Annotated in this window: 13 protein-coding genes; 12 read left to right on the forward strand and 1 reads right to left on the reverse strand. The window is 63.1% G+C overall.

From position 1 onward, the window contains the following. Positions 1–1,152, forward strand: a complete 1,152-nt coding sequence (locus tag C7T36_RS14770; protein ID WP_033235166.1) for an acyl-CoA dehydrogenase family protein — start codon at positions 1–3, stop codon at positions 1,150–1,152. A 30-nt stretch (positions 1,153–1,182) separates the two neighbouring features. On the opposite strand, the gene C7T36_RS14775 is transcribed toward C7T36_RS14770, so the two are convergent. After that, on the reverse strand, positions 1,183–1,749 hold the full coding sequence (locus C7T36_RS14775; RefSeq protein WP_162487730.1) for a DUF3558 family protein: 567 nt from the start codon (positions 1,747–1,749) through the stop codon (positions 1,183–1,185). Positions 1,750–1,888: 139 nt separating this feature from the next. On the opposite strand from C7T36_RS14775, the gene glf reads away from it, so the two are divergent. From glf to fadD32, 11 genes are all read left to right on the forward strand, one after another. Beyond that, positions 1,889–3,103: a UDP-galactopyranose mutase gene (gene glf / locus C7T36_RS14780; protein ID WP_045066334.1), complete on the forward strand. Its 1,215-nt coding sequence runs from the start codon at positions 1,889–1,891 to the stop codon at positions 3,101–3,103. Then, entirely contained in the window at positions 3,100–5,013 is a 1,914-nt protein-coding gene (locus C7T36_RS14785) for a glycosyltransferase (RefSeq protein ID WP_045066335.1), read from the forward strand. The genes glf and C7T36_RS14785 overlap by 4 nt, the downstream gene beginning before the upstream one ends. Positions 5,014–5,050: 37 nt before the next feature. Beyond that, positions 5,051–5,542 (forward strand): phosphatase PAP2 family protein, encoded by a 492-nt coding sequence (locus C7T36_RS14790; protein WP_033235239.1) that lies wholly within the window; start codon positions 5,051–5,053, stop codon positions 5,540–5,542. Then, entirely contained in the window at positions 5,539–6,444 is a 906-nt protein-coding gene (locus C7T36_RS14795; protein WP_033235162.1) for a decaprenyl-phosphate phosphoribosyltransferase, read from the forward strand. The genes C7T36_RS14790 and C7T36_RS14795 overlap by 4 nt, the downstream gene beginning before the upstream one ends. Next, positions 6,422–8,338, forward strand: coding sequence for a flagellar motor control protein ZomB (zomB, locus tag C7T36_RS14800; protein ID WP_033235161.1), 1,917 nt, complete (start codon positions 6,422–6,424; stop codon positions 8,336–8,338). The genes C7T36_RS14795 and zomB overlap by 23 nt, the downstream gene beginning before the upstream one ends. Before the next feature lie 318 nt (positions 8,339–8,656). Further along, positions 8,657–9,667 carry an alpha/beta hydrolase family protein gene (locus C7T36_RS14805; protein ID WP_045066340.1) on the forward strand — a complete coding sequence of 337 codons (1,011 nt, stop codon included), beginning with the start codon at positions 8,657–8,659 and terminating at the stop codon, positions 9,665–9,667. A 382-nt stretch (positions 9,668–10,049) separates the two neighbouring features. Continuing rightward, positions 10,050–11,936 (forward strand): alpha/beta hydrolase-fold protein, encoded by a 1,887-nt coding sequence (locus tag C7T36_RS14810; RefSeq protein ID WP_045066342.1) that lies wholly within the window; start codon positions 10,050–10,052, stop codon positions 11,934–11,936. 118 nt (positions 11,937–12,054) lie between these two features. Beyond that, positions 12,055–12,606, forward strand: coding sequence for a DUF732 domain-containing protein (locus C7T36_RS14815; RefSeq protein ID WP_045066344.1), 552 nt, complete (start codon positions 12,055–12,057; stop codon positions 12,604–12,606). Between the two features lie 3 nt (positions 12,607–12,609). Next, positions 12,610–13,563, forward strand: coding sequence for a cutinase family protein (locus C7T36_RS14820; protein WP_033235237.1), 954 nt, complete (start codon positions 12,610–12,612; stop codon positions 13,561–13,563). A gap of 155 nt (positions 13,564–13,718) precedes the next feature. Next, positions 13,719–13,994: a hypothetical protein gene (locus C7T36_RS14825; protein ID WP_045066346.1), complete on the forward strand. Its 276-nt coding sequence runs from the start codon at positions 13,719–13,721 to the stop codon at positions 13,992–13,994. 164 nt (positions 13,995–14,158) lie between these two features. After that, positions 14,159–16,048, forward strand: coding sequence for a long-chain-fatty-acid--AMP ligase FadD32 (gene fadD32, locus C7T36_RS14830; RefSeq protein ID WP_033235157.1), 1,890 nt, complete (start codon positions 14,159–14,161; stop codon positions 16,046–16,048). The last annotated feature ends 10 nt before the right edge of the window (positions 16,049–16,058 follow it).

The raw sequence follows: 16,058 nt of genomic DNA on the forward strand, positions 1-16,058 counted from the left end.
ATGGGAACCAAGCGCAAGCCGTCGTGGTACGACGACGAGATCACTGCAGTCGCCGAGCTGGCCCGCGGTTTCTTCGATCGTGAGCTGATCGCCAAGCGTGAGCAGTGGGACGCTCAGCATCGCGTCGACCGTTCCGTGTGGCTCGAAGCCGGCAAGCTCGGCCTGCTGTGCTGCTCCATTCCCGAGGAATACGGCGGGGGCGGCGGAACCTTCGCGCACGACCTCGCTGTCTTCGAGGCGCAGGGGTATTGCGGCGACTACGCGCTTGGTAACTCCGTGCACAGCGGCATCGTCGCGCACTACGTGCTCGAGTACGGCAACGAAGAGCAGAAGCAGGCGTGGCTGCCGGGCATGGCGACGGGCGAAATCCTCGGTGCCATCGGAATGACCGAGCCGGGAACAGGTTCCGACCTCAAGGCCATCACGACGTCGGCTATCCGCGACGGCGACCACTACGTGGTGAACGGGTCGAAGACCTTCATCACCAACGGTGGCAGCGCCGACATGATCGTGCTCGCCGTCAAGACGGACCCCAAGGCCGGCGCCAAGGGTGTCTCGCTCTTGATCGTGGATCTGCGCGACTGCGAAGGCTTTGCGGTGGGCCGCGTGCTCGACAAGGTCGGCCAGCATGGAGCCGACACGTCGGAGCTGTCCTTCACCGACGTCCGCGTTCCCGTCTCGAATCTCCTGGGCGAGTCCGAGGGCCTCGGCTTCGGTCAGCTGATGGCGCAGTTGGTGCAGGAACGCCTCATCATCGGCGCTCAGGCCATCGGAACCATCGAGCGGGCAGTCGAGGAGACCGTCGCGTACACCAAGGCGCGTCAAGCGTTCGGACACAGCCTCTTCGAGTTCCAGAACACCGCCTTCGAACTGGCCGAGTGCCAGACGATCGCACGCACCTGCCGTGTCTTCCTCGACAATTGCATCGAGGATCACCTCAACGGTGAGTTGGACGGCGCCGACGCCGCGATGGTCAAGTACTGGCTCACCGAGCAGCAGTGTGCCGTCGTCGACCGTTGTGTTCAGCTCTACGGCGGCTACGGCTACATGCGCGAATACCCGATCGCGCGCATGTACGAAGACTCCCGCGTGCAGAAGATCTACGCCGGCGCCAACGAAGTGATGAAGGGAATCATCGCGAAGAGCCTGTAGACGCCAGCTCTCGAGGACGCCCTGGCCGTCTCACTCCAGGGCGTCTTCGATGGTGGTCGCGGCAGAACGGACGCGAGAACACATGCTGGCGCGACTGATGTAGGTGTCGTCTTCCCTGATGACCACCATGCTGTTGTCCATCATGTCCAGGACGATCACGCAGCCGGATTCGAACTCCTCCTCGGATTGGGTGAGAACAAATGCCTGATGTGTGCCGATGGTGATTTCTTTGCTGTCGGCTGAGACTTCCTGCGCAAGACGCGCTGCAAATGGGGCCGCAACAACTTCGTAGCTCGCGATTCGCAACTCGAAATCCGGGCCACGCCACGCGCAGTCGTCCAGCAGCGTGGTAGCCGATTCCATCGACCGCTCACCGGTGGACTTGTCGACGTTCAACTCCGTCGCGACGTCGTCGGGAATGTTGCACAAACCGTCGTCGGCTGCTGGTTCGGGCGACGACGTGGTGGCGGTCGGGGACTGTTCGAGCGTGGCCGTTGCCGCCTGCGCCCTCGCAGTCCCTTCGACGCTGCGACCGCATCCGGTCACCACCGAGATCAGAACGGTCGCCAGCATCAGCGCTCCGGCTATGCGTGTCATCTTCGGGCCCCACCTCCCGCTGCCCACCCGGGCAGCCCACGTGCTTGGACGCATCGGACCGGGGTATCGGTTCCACAGCGGGTGTGATCACGACTGCTAATACGCCCCCGGTAGATCAGGTCCGATACCCTGGTTCATCGTGACCGCTGCAAATTCAGAGACCGCCCTTGCTCAGTACGACCTCATCGTCGTCGGTTCGGGATTCTTCGGGCTGACCATCGCCGAGCGCGCCGCCACCCAGTTGGGTAAGCGAGTGCTGGTTCTGGATCGCCGTCACCACCTGGGTGGCAATGCCTACTCCGAGCCCGAGCCGGAGACAGGCATCGAGATCCACAAGTACGGAGCGCATCTGTTCCACACTTCCAACAAGAAGGTCTGGGACTACGTCACCCAGTTCACGGAATTCACGAACTACCAGCATCGCGTCTTTGCGCTGCACAAGGGCCAGGCCTACCAGTTCCCCATGGGATTGGGCCTCGTCTCGCAGTTCTTCGGCCGGTACTTCACGCCGGAAGAGGCACGCGCGCTCATCGCGGAACAGTCCAGCGAGATCGATGCGAAGGACGCCTCCAACCTCGAGGAGAAGGCGATCTCGCTGATCGGCCGCCCTCTGTACGAAGCCTTTGTGCGTGACTACACCGCCAAGCAGTGGCAGACCGATCCCACGGAGCTGCCCGCGGCCAACATCAGCCGCCTGCCGGTCCGCTACAACTTCGACAACCGCTACTTCAACGACACGTACGAGGGCCTGCCCGTCGGCGGTTACACCGCGTGGCTCGAGAACATGGTCACGGACCCGAAGATCGAGGTCCGCCTCGACACCGACTACTTCGACGTCCGGGACGAGCTGCGCAGCGCCAACCCCGACGCACCCGTCATCTACACCGGCCCGCTCGACCGCTACTTCGACTACTCCGAAGGTGAGCTGGGCTGGCGCACCCTCGACTTCGAGACCGAAGTTCTGCCAGTCGGCGACTTCCAGGGCACCCCGGTCATGAACTACAACGACGCGGACGTCCCGTTCACCCGCATCCACGAGTTCCGCCACTTCCACCCGGAACGCGAGTACCCGGCCGACAAGACCGTCATCATGCGCGAGTTCTCACGCTTCGCCGAGTCGACCGACGAGCCGTACTACCCGATCAACACGCCGGAGGATCGCGCCAAGCTCGCCGCGTACCGCTCACGCGCCAAGGCGGAAACCGCTGACAACAAGGTGCTGTTCGGTGGCCGCCTGGGTACCTACCAGTACCTCGACATGCACATGGCTATCGCCAGTGCGCTGACGATGTTCGAGAACACCCTGCGTCCGCATCTGGAATCGGGTGCGGAATTGGCAGGGGAGAGCGAATGAACGCACGTCATCTACTCGAGGGTGAAAACGCCGACGTGGGGGACGAGGTAAGTTACCTCGGTAAGTCGCTTCTCCAGCGGATCATCCTGCCGCGCGCCGGTGAACCGCTCGACGTCCGCACGCTCTACTTGGAAGAGTCCTGGTCCAACAGTCGGCGGGCGCACTCGACTTCGCGCACGTCTGTAGCGCTCGGCGCCGAGACCGAGGTCTCGTTTGCCACCTACTTCAACGCTTTCCCTGCCAGCTACTGGCGACGCTGGTCCATCCTGAAATCGGTGGTCCTGCGTCTGGAACTGTCCGGCCACGGCCGCGTCGACATCTACCGTTCCAAGGCGGATTCCTCGCGAATTCACGTGGAAGGCAAAGAATTTGCCGACGGTGATGCAGCTCTGGAATTCGACGTCGAGCTTGCTCCGTTCGAAGACGGTGGCTGGATCTGGTTCGACATCACCACCGATTCGGCCGTGGTTGTCGAGAGCGGCGGCTGGTACGCCCCCGTCGAGGCTCCCGGCGAAGCGACTGTCGCCGTGGGTATTCCGACGTTCAACCGCCCGACGGACGCCGTGAAGGCACTTGCCGCGCTGGCATCCGATCCGCTGGTGTCCGACGTGATCAAGGCAGTCATCATGCCGGATCAGGGCACCCGCAAGGTGCGCGACGAGCCAGGATTCGCCGAAGCTGCTGCAGCGCTTGGTGATCGGCTCACCATTCACGATCAGGGCAACCTCGGCGGCTCCGGCGGATACAGCCGAATCATGTACGAGGCACTCAAGAACACGTCGTGCCAGCACATCCTGTTCATGGACGACGACATCGAGATCGAACCCGACTCGATCCTGCGCGCCCTGTCCTTCTCTAGGTTCGCGAAATCGCCGATGCTGGTGGGCGGCCAGATGCTCAACCTGCAGGAACGCAGCCACCTCCACGTGATGGGTGAAGTGGTCAACCGCGGCATCTTCATGTGGACCGCAGCGCCGAACGTCGAATACGACCACGACTTCTCGAAGAAGCCGCTGCGCGAATCGAAGCTTCTGCACCGCCGCATCGACGTCGACTTCAACGGCTGGTGGATGTGCATGATCCCGCGCCAGGTCGCCGAAGAAATCAAGCAGCCCCTCCCGCTCTTCATCAAGTGGGACGACTGCGAATACGGTTTGCGCGCAAAGAAAGCCGGCTACCCGACCGTCACACTTCCGGGTGCCGCGATCTGGCACATGGCGTGGAGCGACAAGGACGACGCCATCGACTGGCAGGCGTACTTCCACCTCCGCAACCGTCTCGTGGTTGCCGCACTGCACATGCCGGGCAACGGACGCGGCCTCGTGGTCAACACGGTGAAGGCAACGCTCAAGCACCTGCTGTGCCTCGAGTACTCCACCGTCGCAATCCAGAACAAGGCCATCGCCGACTTCCTCGCCGGCCCCGAGCACGTCGCGAACATGCTGCCGACCGCACTCGGTGAGGTACACGCCCAGCGTAAGGAATTCTCCGACGCCGTCGTACTGCCGTCGTCGACGGAACTGCCACTGCCGTCAGGTGCCGACGTCGGAGACGTGAGCTTGCCGCTCACCACCGTCGCGAAGGTGACCCGAGTCCTTCGGGCCGCCGTTCACAACGTGAAGCCGGCCAAGGCCGAACACCTCGAGCGACCCCAGCTCAACGTGCCGACCATCGACGCCCGCTGGTTCCTGCTCTCGCAGGTGGACGGCGTCACCGTCACCACCGCCGACGGCCGCGGAGTCGTCTACCGCAAGCGCAACCCCAAGCAGGCACTCGAACTGCTCAAGGAAGCCACCCGGTTGCGCCGCGAACTTGCTGCCAGGTTCCCCGAACTGAAGAAGCAGTACCAGGATGCCGTTCCTTCACTGACCAGCACGGAAAGGTGGGAACGTGTCTTCGGTATCTCCTGAGGCTGTATCTCCTGAGGCTGTATCTCCCGAGGTCAGGATCCTCGCCGGAATCCAGTCGACCGTCGGGCAGGTGCCTGGAGCCGTCGCCGTTGCTCGCGGAATGTCGCACTTCGGTGAGCACTCACTCGGCTGGATCGCGATCGCTGCCGTCGGCGCTGCCGTCGACAAGCCGCGTCGCCGCGAATGGGCTGGCGCTGCAGTCGGTGCCTTCGGGGCACACGCCGCGTCGGTCGTGATCAAGCGTGTCGTGCGGCGAAAACGCCCGTCCGACCCGTCGTTGCAGGTCAACGTCTCGACGCCGAGCAAGCTGAGCTTCCCGTCCTCGCACGCCACGTCGACGACGGCGGCGGCATTCCTGATCGGTCGACTCACCGGGCTACCCTTACCGGCGTTGCTGGTGCCCCCGATGATGCTTTCGCGCCTGGTTCTGGGAGTTCATTACCCGACCGACGTGCTTGCCGGTGCGGCACTGGGCGCCGCATCCGCGGCGCTGGTGCATAAGGCCGAACAGAAATATGGAGAGAAATGAGCGAGGAAGCGGCCACGGTCAGCGGACCCCCTAAGTCCCTGCCCGCCGGCATCGTCAAGGCGCTCCGCCCACGCCAGTGGGTCAAGAACGTTCTTGTGCTCGCCGCGCCCATCGCGGCAGGCACAGCCACCGAAGCCGACGTGCTCTTGCCCGTCGCGCTGGCATTTGTCGTGTTCTGCATGGCGGCGTCCGGTATCTACCTCGTCAACGACGCGATGGACGTCGAGGCAGACCGAGCGCATCCCACCAAGCGCTTCCGCCCCATCGCGGCCGGAGTTCTGCCCGTCAACATCGCGTACGGCATGGCCGTGGTGCTGCTGTCCGGTTCGATCGCTCTCTCGTTCATCGCCAACTGGCAACTTGCCGTGGTGATGTCCGTGTACATCGTCATCCAGCTTGCGTACTGCTTCGGTTTGAAGCACCAGGCCGTCATCGACATCTGCATCGTGTCGTCCGGATTCCTGTTGCGCGCCATAGCCGGTGGCGTGGCAGCCGAGATCGAACTGTCGCAGTGGTTCCTGCTGATGATGGCATTCGGTTCGCTCTTCATGGCTGCCGGAAAGCGGTACGCAGAACTGAAGCTCGCCGAACGTACCGGCGCCAAGATCCGCAAGTCGCTCGAGAGCTACACGATGACCTACCTGCGGTTCGTGTGGACGATGGCCGCGACGGCACTCGTGCTCTGCTACGGACTGTGGGCCTTCCAGCAGGACGACATCAAGGGCACCAACTGGTACGCCATTTCGATGGTCCCCTTCACCGTCGCAGTGCTGCGGTACGCCGTGGACGTCGACGGCGGCGAAGCCGGTGAGCCCGAGGAAATCGCGCTCGGTGACCGGGTTCTGCAATTCCTCGCAGTGGCGTGGATCGGAGTAGTGGGTGTCGCTGTCTACATCGTCTGAGCCGGCCACTGAAGCCGACCAGGTCGCCGACACCGCGGCACCGAGCACCACCCCTAACCGAGCAGTTTTCCTCGGCGGGGTGGTGCTTGCTGCCGTCCTCACGTTCTGGGGAGCGTGGGAGCGTCGATGGATCGCCGACGACGGACTGATCGTCCTGCGCACCGTGCGAAATCTGCTGGCCGGCAACGGCCCCGTCTTCAACGCCGGTGAACGCGTCGAGGCGAATACGAGCACCGCGTGGACGTACATCGTCTACGCCTTCGGCTGGCTGACGCAGATCCGACTCGAATATGTCGTCCTGGCAATCGCTTTGGTGCTCTCGACCGCAGCTGTGGTCTTGGCGATGCTCGGAACGGCCCGCCTGTACCGCGATCTGCGACCAGGCGTCGGCGGGACGGTTTTCCTCGTTCCGGCCGGCGTTCTCGTCTACATTGCTGTTCCGCCCGCCCGAGATTTTGCGACGTCCGGCCTCGAGACGTGTCTGGTGATTTTCTGGATCGCGCTGCTGTGGTTGCTGATGGTTCGGTGGGCACAGGCGTCAGTACCGTCGACGGCGTCGATTCTGATTCTCTCTTTTGTTGCCGGGCTCGGGCCCCTCGTGCGCCCGGAGATGGCGATCCCTGGTGCTCTTGCACTGATGATGATCGTCGTGTCCGCAGGCTTGACGTGGAAGGTCCGCGCGATGATCGTGGTTGTCGCCGGACTCGTTCCGGTGGCGTACCAGATCTGGCGCATGGGTTATTACGGGCTTCCGTACCCCAATACCGCGGTCTCGAAGGATGCAGGCGGTGCAAAGTGGTCGCAAGGATTTGCCTATCTGTGGAATCTCGTCGGACCGTACTTGCTGTGGTTGCCTTTGCTGTTCCTGCTGGTCGGTGCGCTGCTACTTCTTGCGATCGGTAGGAACGAGCGCACGTCCGCGCCCCAGACCGTTTCAGGGTCGCGCTGGGTGCGGTTGCAGGCGTGGTTGCGCACCCCACGCGCTGTTGTCACGTTCATTCTCGGTAGCGGCCTGATTCTGGGTGTGTACTCGGTTCGAGTCGGTGGCGACTTCATGCACGGCCGCGTCCTGCTTCCGGTGTTGTTCTGCCTTCTGATCCCGGTGGCGGTCATTCCGCTTCGGGTCCCGGCGCGCACGGCATTCGGCCGCAACCGGGACACCGCGATCTTCGGTGTCTCCGCAGTGCTGTGGGTGGGGACCATCGTGTGGGCAGCCGTCGCCGCAAATACGACCGGCATGCCGGAAGGCTCGATCGTCGGACGCTCGGGCATCGTCGACGAGCGTGCGTTCTACGCTCTCAACACCGGTCACGAGCATCCGATCCGTGCCGAGGACTACCTCGACTACCCCTGGATGCGAGCAATGGTCGAGACCATCGCGGACACCCCGGACGGTGGACTACTCATTCCGTCTCCCAGTTACAACGCGTGGTTCGTCGTTCCGCCGCCAGGGCCGATAGACGAATCGGGCGAGCATGTCGTTTTCTTCCTGAACCTCGGTATGACGAGCATGAACGTCGGGCTCGACGTTCGTGTGCTCGATCAGATGGGACTGGCGTACCCGCTCGCCGCGCACACGGAGAGGCTGGAAGACGGCCGTATCGGTCACGACAAGAACCTGTATCCGGATTGGGTGGTTGCGGACACCGGGATGGTCGACGTCCACCCGTGGCTGCCCTTCTTCCTCGACGAGGAATGGGTAGCTGACGCGAAGCTGGCGCTGACCTGTCCGGAAACGCAGGAGTTGCTGACCTCCTACCGCAGTGAGTTGACGTGGGCGCGATTCAAGCAGAACTTCCGTCAGGCATTCGACTTGGCAAAATATCGATTCGATCGAGTGCCGGCGTACGAACTACAGCGATGTGGTCTTGTGCCACTTGAAACCCAAAAGTGATGCAGATCACTATGCCGTAGGAGAAAACATGTTGCGATCCCGTAACGCTCCCGTGATCGGCGCCGATGTATCCGAAGACGATTCACCTACCCGAAATGCTCCCGTGAGCACCAGGGGAGAAGCGCCCGGTGGTTGAGATCCATTTGTCACAACCAAACCTGTGACATAGGGTCCACCGAGCGCAGTGTGACTTGGAACGAGGTCCGCTGCCAGTCTGGTTTGTCCAGGCTGGCGCACATACCTGTTCCCCGACGGAATCCGTCGGTACTTCCCCTAGTCGGGGGTAGCTACCGCAGACGAAGAGAGAGAGCAGTATCCATGCGATTTGCCCCGACGAGGCTGACACAGCGCCTCAAGCACCGAGCACTTGCCATCGGTGCGGCAGCACTCGTGCTTCCCCTTGCCGCAGGCGTCGCCGGTAGCGCAGTTGCTACCGCTGCTCCCGCGCACGCTGCGCCGGTCCAGACCGCGCCGTGGGGCGGATTCGAAGAGCTGTGGGTGCCCTCCACGATGGGCAACATCAAGGTTCAGGTCCAGTGGGCCGCTCGCGGCGGAAACGCTGCCCTCTACTTGCTCGACGGCCTCCGCGCTCGTGACGACGCCAATGCGTGGAGCTTCGAGACCAACGCTCTCGAGCAGTACCGCAACGACAACATCACCCTCGTGATGCCGGTCGGCGGACAGTCCAGCTTCTACACCGACTGGTACGCACCCTCGAACTTCAACGGTCAGCAGATGACCTACAAGTGGGAAACCTTCCTCACGGAAGAGCTGCCCAACTTCCTCGCGAACTACGGCGTCTCGCCTAACAACAACGCTGTCCTCGGCCTGTCGATGGGTGGCAGTGCCGCACTGACACTCGCTGCGTACCACCGCGACCAGTTCAAGTTCGCCGGCTCGCTGTCGGGTTACCTGAACATCTCGGCTCCCGGTATGCGTGAAGCAATCCGCGTCGCGATGCTCGATGCCGGCCGCTTCAACGTCGACTCCATGTGGGGACCCCCGTGGAGCCCGGCATGGCTGCGCAACGACCCGTTCGTCTTCGCGCCTCGCCTCAAGGGCCTGTCGATGTACATCTCCGCAGCAAGCGGTCTGACCGGTAAGTACGACAACCCCAAGGGCTTGGTCGGCTACTACAACACGGCAAACGCCATGGGCCTCGAAGCACTTGCGCTGGCCAACACCCGTGCATTCCAGATCCGGATGAACACGCTCGGCATTCCGGCCACCTACAGCTTCCCGTCCAACGGCACCCACTCGTGGGCGTACTGGTCCGAGGAACTGTTCAAGGCCCGCGGCCAGATCCTCGACACCATGAACGCCTGGTGACCATGCTTCACCGCTTTACCGTGCATCACTGCATGACGCTGCACCACCGCAAGACCTAGACAGACAAGTGCCGTTCCGGACTTCCGAGAGGAAGACCGGAACGGCACTTCTGTTTTGGAGATGCCGTAAACAGGAACTTCGGTAACAATTGCACCACCAGTAACAGCGCGGCAACCCCTAGTCGGAGTCGTTTCCGTGTAGAAAGAGTTTCGACAGGGCTCTGGTCGCCGAGGTGGTGTGCGAGGCAGAGATGCCTCGCCGCGTAGGCACTGAACACGTGAGATACCGAAGACGTGAGACACCGAGTACGTGAGATACCGAGTACGTGAAACACCGGGTAGTAAGACACGCGGACCGGAAGTAAGGGAAAGAGAGTGAACTCATGCGAGTAGGCCTTGCCAAGCGGGACCGCAGTCGGTCCTTCGGGACCTATAGAACCAAGGTCGTCGGAGCGCTGGCAGCACTGCTGGTTCTGCCGATCGCAGCAGGTCTGACCACGGCAGGTACCGCTGCCGCTGCGCCGAGCCCGGCTCTCACCGCGCCCGCCGCAACCCAGAACCAGGGCGGCGCCACCGTCGGCAAGGTCGAATGGCTCAGCGAGCGCCGTGTCGCACTGTGGATCAACTCCCCGTCGATGGGAATCCCCATTCAGGTTCAGATCCTTCTGGCCCGCGACTGGAACGTGAACCCGTCGGCAACCTTCCCGTCCGTCTGGATGCTCGACGGCCTTCGCGCCACCGATATCGAGAACGGCTGGACCGCCGAGACCGATGCCGAGTCGTTCTACGCAGACAAGAACGTCAACGTGATTCTCCCCGTCGGTGGACAGTCCAGCTTCTACTCCGACTGGCTCGAGGCCGACAACGGTGTGTTCTACCAGTGGGAGACGTTCCTCACCAAGGAACTTCCGTCCATCCTCGAGAACGATTGGCGCACAACGCAGACCCGCGGCGTGGTCGGTCTCTCCATGGGTGGCACGGCCGCGATGTCTCTTGCCGCGCGCAACCCCGGATTCTTCAAGTTCGCCGCGTCGCTCTCGGGCATCCTCACCACGACGTCGCTCGGAATGCCGCAGGCAATCCAGTTCGCGATGAACGACGCGGGCAAGTTCAACTCCGCAGCGATGTGGGGCCCGCCGTCGAACCCGCAGTGGGCAGCCCACGATCCGTACACCCAGGCCGACAAGCTCAAGGGCGTCAGCCTGTACGTCTCGAGCGGTAGCGGCACCACCGGACCGTACGATCAGCCGTCGGGAATCCCCGGTGTCAGCACCAACTACGCCGGTATGGGCCTCGAGATTCTTGCGCGCCTGACCTCGCAGACATTTGCGACCAAGCTCAACTCGCTCGGCATTCCCGCGCAGATCAATTACCGCCCGTCCGGCACGCACTCGTGGCCGTACTGGCAGTTCGAGCTTCATCAGCTGTGGCCGCAGCTCGCCAACGCGCTCGGCACCGACGTGGAGAAGCCGGCATGTGGCGCTTCGGGTGCCATCGCGGCAACCGCAGCGGCAAACAGCTGGATCGGTGACTGCGTCACAGCCGAGTACAGCGTCGCGGGTGGCCTGGCTCAGGACTTCCGCAACGGCCGCATCTACTGGACCTCCGCCACCGGCGCTAACCCCATCGCGGGCCGTATCGCCGGTGAGTACATGAACACCGGCGCAGCTGCCGGCCCGCTCGGCTTCCCGACCACGCCTGAACTCGGAACCCCCGACGGTCAGGGACGGTTCAACCACTTCCAGAACGGCTCCATCTACTGGACCTGGTGGACCGGCGCACACGCCGTCCGCGGAGCGATCCTCAGCGAATGGGCAGCACAGGGCTACGAGGGTGGCCCGCTCAAGTACCCCACCGCAGCGGAGATCGCGACCCCCGGCAAGGCCGGCGCCGTGCAGGGCTTCGAAATCGGCGCCATGTACAACAGTGCAAACGGCACGTACGCCGTGCTCGGCATGATCATGGGCAAGTACGGCGAACTCGGTTGGGAAAACGGATGGCTCGGGTTCCCGAAGTCCAACGAAGTGGCGATCAAGGACAACGGTCGCTTCACGGAGTTCGACGGCGGCAACATCTACTGGAGCCCTGCAACGGGCGCCTGGTCCGTCGCCAACGGCCCGATCTTCGACGGATGGAAGAGTGTCGGCTACGAAGGCGGCAAGCTCGGATACCCGCTCAGTGACAAGTTCGACATCCCCGGTGGAACTCAGCAGAACTTCCAGTTCGGCTGGATCACGGTGATCGACGGCAAGACCGAGATTCACCCGTAGGACGCAACGTACGACACACAACGCACGGCGGGCGGGCCCGATCACGGATCGGTGCCTGCCCGCTGTGCGTTGCGTAACCTGATGATGGACTTTCGACTGAAGGCAAGGACGGACATTGATGTCGCTTTTCTCGGGTAACCGAAATACTTTTGCGCGCGCGATCGCAGTGGGCTCTCTGACACTGATCGCCGGTGGGATGCTCGTCGCTTGTGGAAGTGACGACTCGACGGTCACCTCCACCCCGACCACGACGTCCGTCGCGGCATCGTCGTCGGCTGCGAGCAGTTCGGCTTCCGCGAGCGCGACCACAACGGCGTCCGCAGCGCCCACCAGTCCCGGAGCGGCCGCTACGGCTCCGCCGGAGCAGCCCCAGAGCATCGAGGGTTTCCCCGGTCCGACAGAAGTAGAGGTCAACCCGCAAGCACAGGCATTCCTCGACGGTTTGAAGGCCAAGGGAGTTACTCCCGAGGGTGACGGCAGCATCGCGATCAACACGGCCAACTACATCTGCGCCGCCAATGTTCAGGGAACCTCGGACGAGGAGATTCTTGCGTTGGTGACGGCCGTCGTGGGTTCCGCGGCGACGGATGGCACGGCGATCACGTCAGAGCAGGCCACCGCCAACGCTCAGATCTACATCGATGTCGCCAACGCCACATTCTGCAAATAGATGATGGCGCGAGGCGGAAAGCGTCGGGGTTGCCTGGTCCCGCTGCTGATCATTCTGGTGGTCGCTGCCGTGGTGATCGGCGGTTGGTACATCCTTGCCGGCCGGGTGCCGACACCCGAGCCGTTGCCACCCGGACCGGAGAAACCGGCGTCGCAGCCGGCTAGTTGTCCCGATGTCCAGGTAGTTGCCATCCCTGGAACCTGGGAGTCCAGCGCTGCCGACGATCCGTATGCTCCGGCGGCAAATCCGGCTTCGTTGATGCTCAACGTCACGGGTCCTTTGCAGAATCAGTTCGACGCTTCACGTGCGGATGTCTACACGGTTCCTTACGTTGCGCAGTTCTCGAATCCGGTGGCGTTTCCGCCGGACGGGCAGCAGTCGTACAACAACAGCCGGGGTGCGGGAACTGCTGCCACCAACGACTTTCTGGTGCAGCGCCATGCCGAGTGCCCACTGACGAGTTACGTACTCACCGGCTTCTCGCAGGGCGCGGTCATCGCCGGTGACGTAGCCGCGAGTATCGGCAACGGGACGGGCGCAGTGCCGGCAGATCTGGTGCTCGGTGTCGGCTTGATCGCGGACGGGCGTCGTGATCCCGCGTACGGAATTACCGTTGGCCCAAGCGTTGCCGGTGTGGGTGCCGAGCTGTCGCTGAACGGTTTGAAGTTGCCGGGTCTGACGATGACGGGTCCCCGTGAGGGTGGGTTCGGCAAGCTGAACGACCGCACCTATCAGATCTGTGCGCCGAGTGACGGAATCTGTGACGCCCCGGCAGGAGCGATGAATCCGGGCAACCTCATGACGTCGCTGCCGCGTTTGGCGGAGTACTACAACAATCCTGTGCATGCCATGTACAACTCCTTCCAAGTTGATTCGGATGGCACGACGGCGACCCAATGGATGGCACAGTGGGCAGCGGACATGATCAACGGGGCGCCGACGCCCCCGCACAGTTGATCCTTTTTGTCTGGCTGGGGTGCGTCGGCGAGTAGTCTGCTGGATTGGTCGTGGCAAAGTGCGACCACTGCTCGCCTGGTCCTCTAAAGTGCTGTCACGAACGTGACTGGCGAGTAAGTTCGGATGTTCCAGCCTTGACTACGAAGGAGTGATCCATGGGTTCCACCCACAGCCTTGGTGCGCGTCGCGCGCCCCGGCTCGCAGTTCGCTGCAGGGTGGGGATGATCACAACTCCAGGTCACGGCATCCCGCGGGGTGCAGCGGTGGAGCGCACGCGCGGCGCCCCGGAGCCGCCAGGCTCTGCGTGCCTGGCAGTCGGCACTTTCGAGGAGTGCGAATCGGCTGTGTCGACGCCGCTGGACACGATCGCCATGATCGGTTCTTCGCTCGCCACGATCCCTGAGGCCGAGCACGCGCGGCGATGCGGATGATGCCGATCTGTAACATATCGATGGTTTGGGATCGATGAAGTGATTCAGGTGAGTTGCGCACGTAGTGCGTTTCGATTGATTGACGATATACCCGAGAGAGCGAAGGAAGTCTGGGGCGCAAGCATGACCAAAAATGCTTGTGTGATCGCTTCGGAGGAGATGGAATGAACGCGCTGTTCGATGGTTTTCTCGACGAGAAGGGCCGGATTCGCCTGAAAGAGGGCTTCACTCTGGTCGACTACGTCGAGCAACACTCGCGTGTGAACGCGGACGAGCTCGCGTACCGCTACATCGATTACTCGCGTGAGCGTGACGGTGAAGCACAGGAGCTGACGTGGCACCAGTTCGGTGTACGTCTGCGTGCTGTTGCCGCCCGCCTCCAGCAGGTCACCAAGCCTGGCGACCGCGTGGCGATCCTGGCACCTCAGGGTCTCGACTATGTCATTTCGTTCTTCGCGGCCATCCAGGCCGGTTCCATCGCCGTTCCGCTTTTCGATCCGGACGAGCCCGGCCACTCCGATCGCCTGCACGCCGTTCTCGGGGACTGTAAGCCGTCGGCAATCCTGACTGCCGGATCATCGGCCGCAGGTGTGCGTGCGTTGTTCCGTTCGCTGCCCGCCGCCGAACGCCCGCGCATCATCGCCGTCGACGCCATTCCCGATACCGTCGGCGAAACCTGGGTTCGCCCCGATATCGGCTTCGACGACATCGCCTACCTGCAGTACACGTCGGGTTCGACGCGAGTTCCGGCCGGTGTGGAGATCACCCACCGTGCTGTCGGCACCAATGCACTGCAGATGGTCGACTCCATCGAGCTCACCGAAGATTCGCGCGGCGTCACCTGGCTGCCCCTGTTTCACGACATGGGTCTGCTGACGGTCATCCTGCCTGCGTTCGGTGGCAAGTACATCACCATCATGAGTCCGCGCGCCTTCGTTCAGCGGCCCAACCGCTGGATCAAGGAACTCGCAGCGGCCTCGGACGGCGCAGGCACCTTCGCGGCCGCCCCCAACTTCGCTTTCGAGCATGCTGCTGCCCGTGGCCTGCCCAAGGACGGCGAGCACCTCGACCTGAGCAACGTCATCGGCCTGATCAACGGCAGTGAGCCGGTCACGACGGCGTCGATGCGCAAATTCAACGAGGCGTTTGCGCCTTACGGTCTCCCCAAGACGGCGATCAAGCCGTCGTACGGCATGGCGGAGGCGACGCTTTTCGTGTCGTCGACCAAGCATTCCGACGAGGCCAAGGTCATCTACGTCGACCGCAACGAGCTCAACAACGGCCGCATGGTCATCGTCGATCAGCACGCCGACAACGCCATCGCGCAGGTGTCCTGTGGATACGTCTCACGCAGCCAGTGGGCCGCCATCGTCGACCCCGAAACGCAGACCGAGGTCCCCGACAACCACGTCGGCGAGATCTGGCTGCACGGCGAGAACATCGGCGTCGGTTACTGGGGCCGCCCCGAAGAGACCGCCGAGACGTTCCACAACACGCTGACCAACCGCCTGCCGGAAGACAGCCACACCGACGATCTCCCGCTGGACGCGCACTGGATGCGTACCGGTGACTACGGCGTCTACGTCGACGGCGAGCTGTACATCACCGGTCGCGTCAAGGACCTGGTGATCGTCGACGGCCGCAATCACTACCCGCAGGATCTCGAGTCTTCCGCTCAGGACGCGAGCCCCGCATTGCGTCCGGGCTTCATCGCGGCGTTTGCCGTTCCGGCAAACCAGTTGCCTGCCGTCGTCTTCTCGAATTCCCACTCGGGTCTGACGTTCGACGACGACGATTCCTCGGAGCAGTTGGTCATCGTTGCCGAGCGTGCACCCGGTGCCGGTAAAGCCGACCCGCAGCCGATCGCGGATACGGTCCGCGCCGCGATCTCGACTCGTCACGGTGTGACCGCACGCGACATCCTGCTTGTTCCGGCCGGTTCCATTCCGCGTACGTCCAGCGGCAAGATCGCTCGCCGCGCGTGCAAGGCAAGCTACATCGAGGGGACGCTGCGTGGTGGCTATCAGCAGACGGCATTCCCCGATAGCGTTTGAGGAACATCCC

The organism is Rhodococcus sp. AD45-ID (assembly GCF_003023755.1).
GTDB classification, from domain to species: Bacteria; Actinomycetota; Actinomycetes; order Mycobacteriales; family Mycobacteriaceae; genus Rhodococcus_F; species Rhodococcus_F globerula.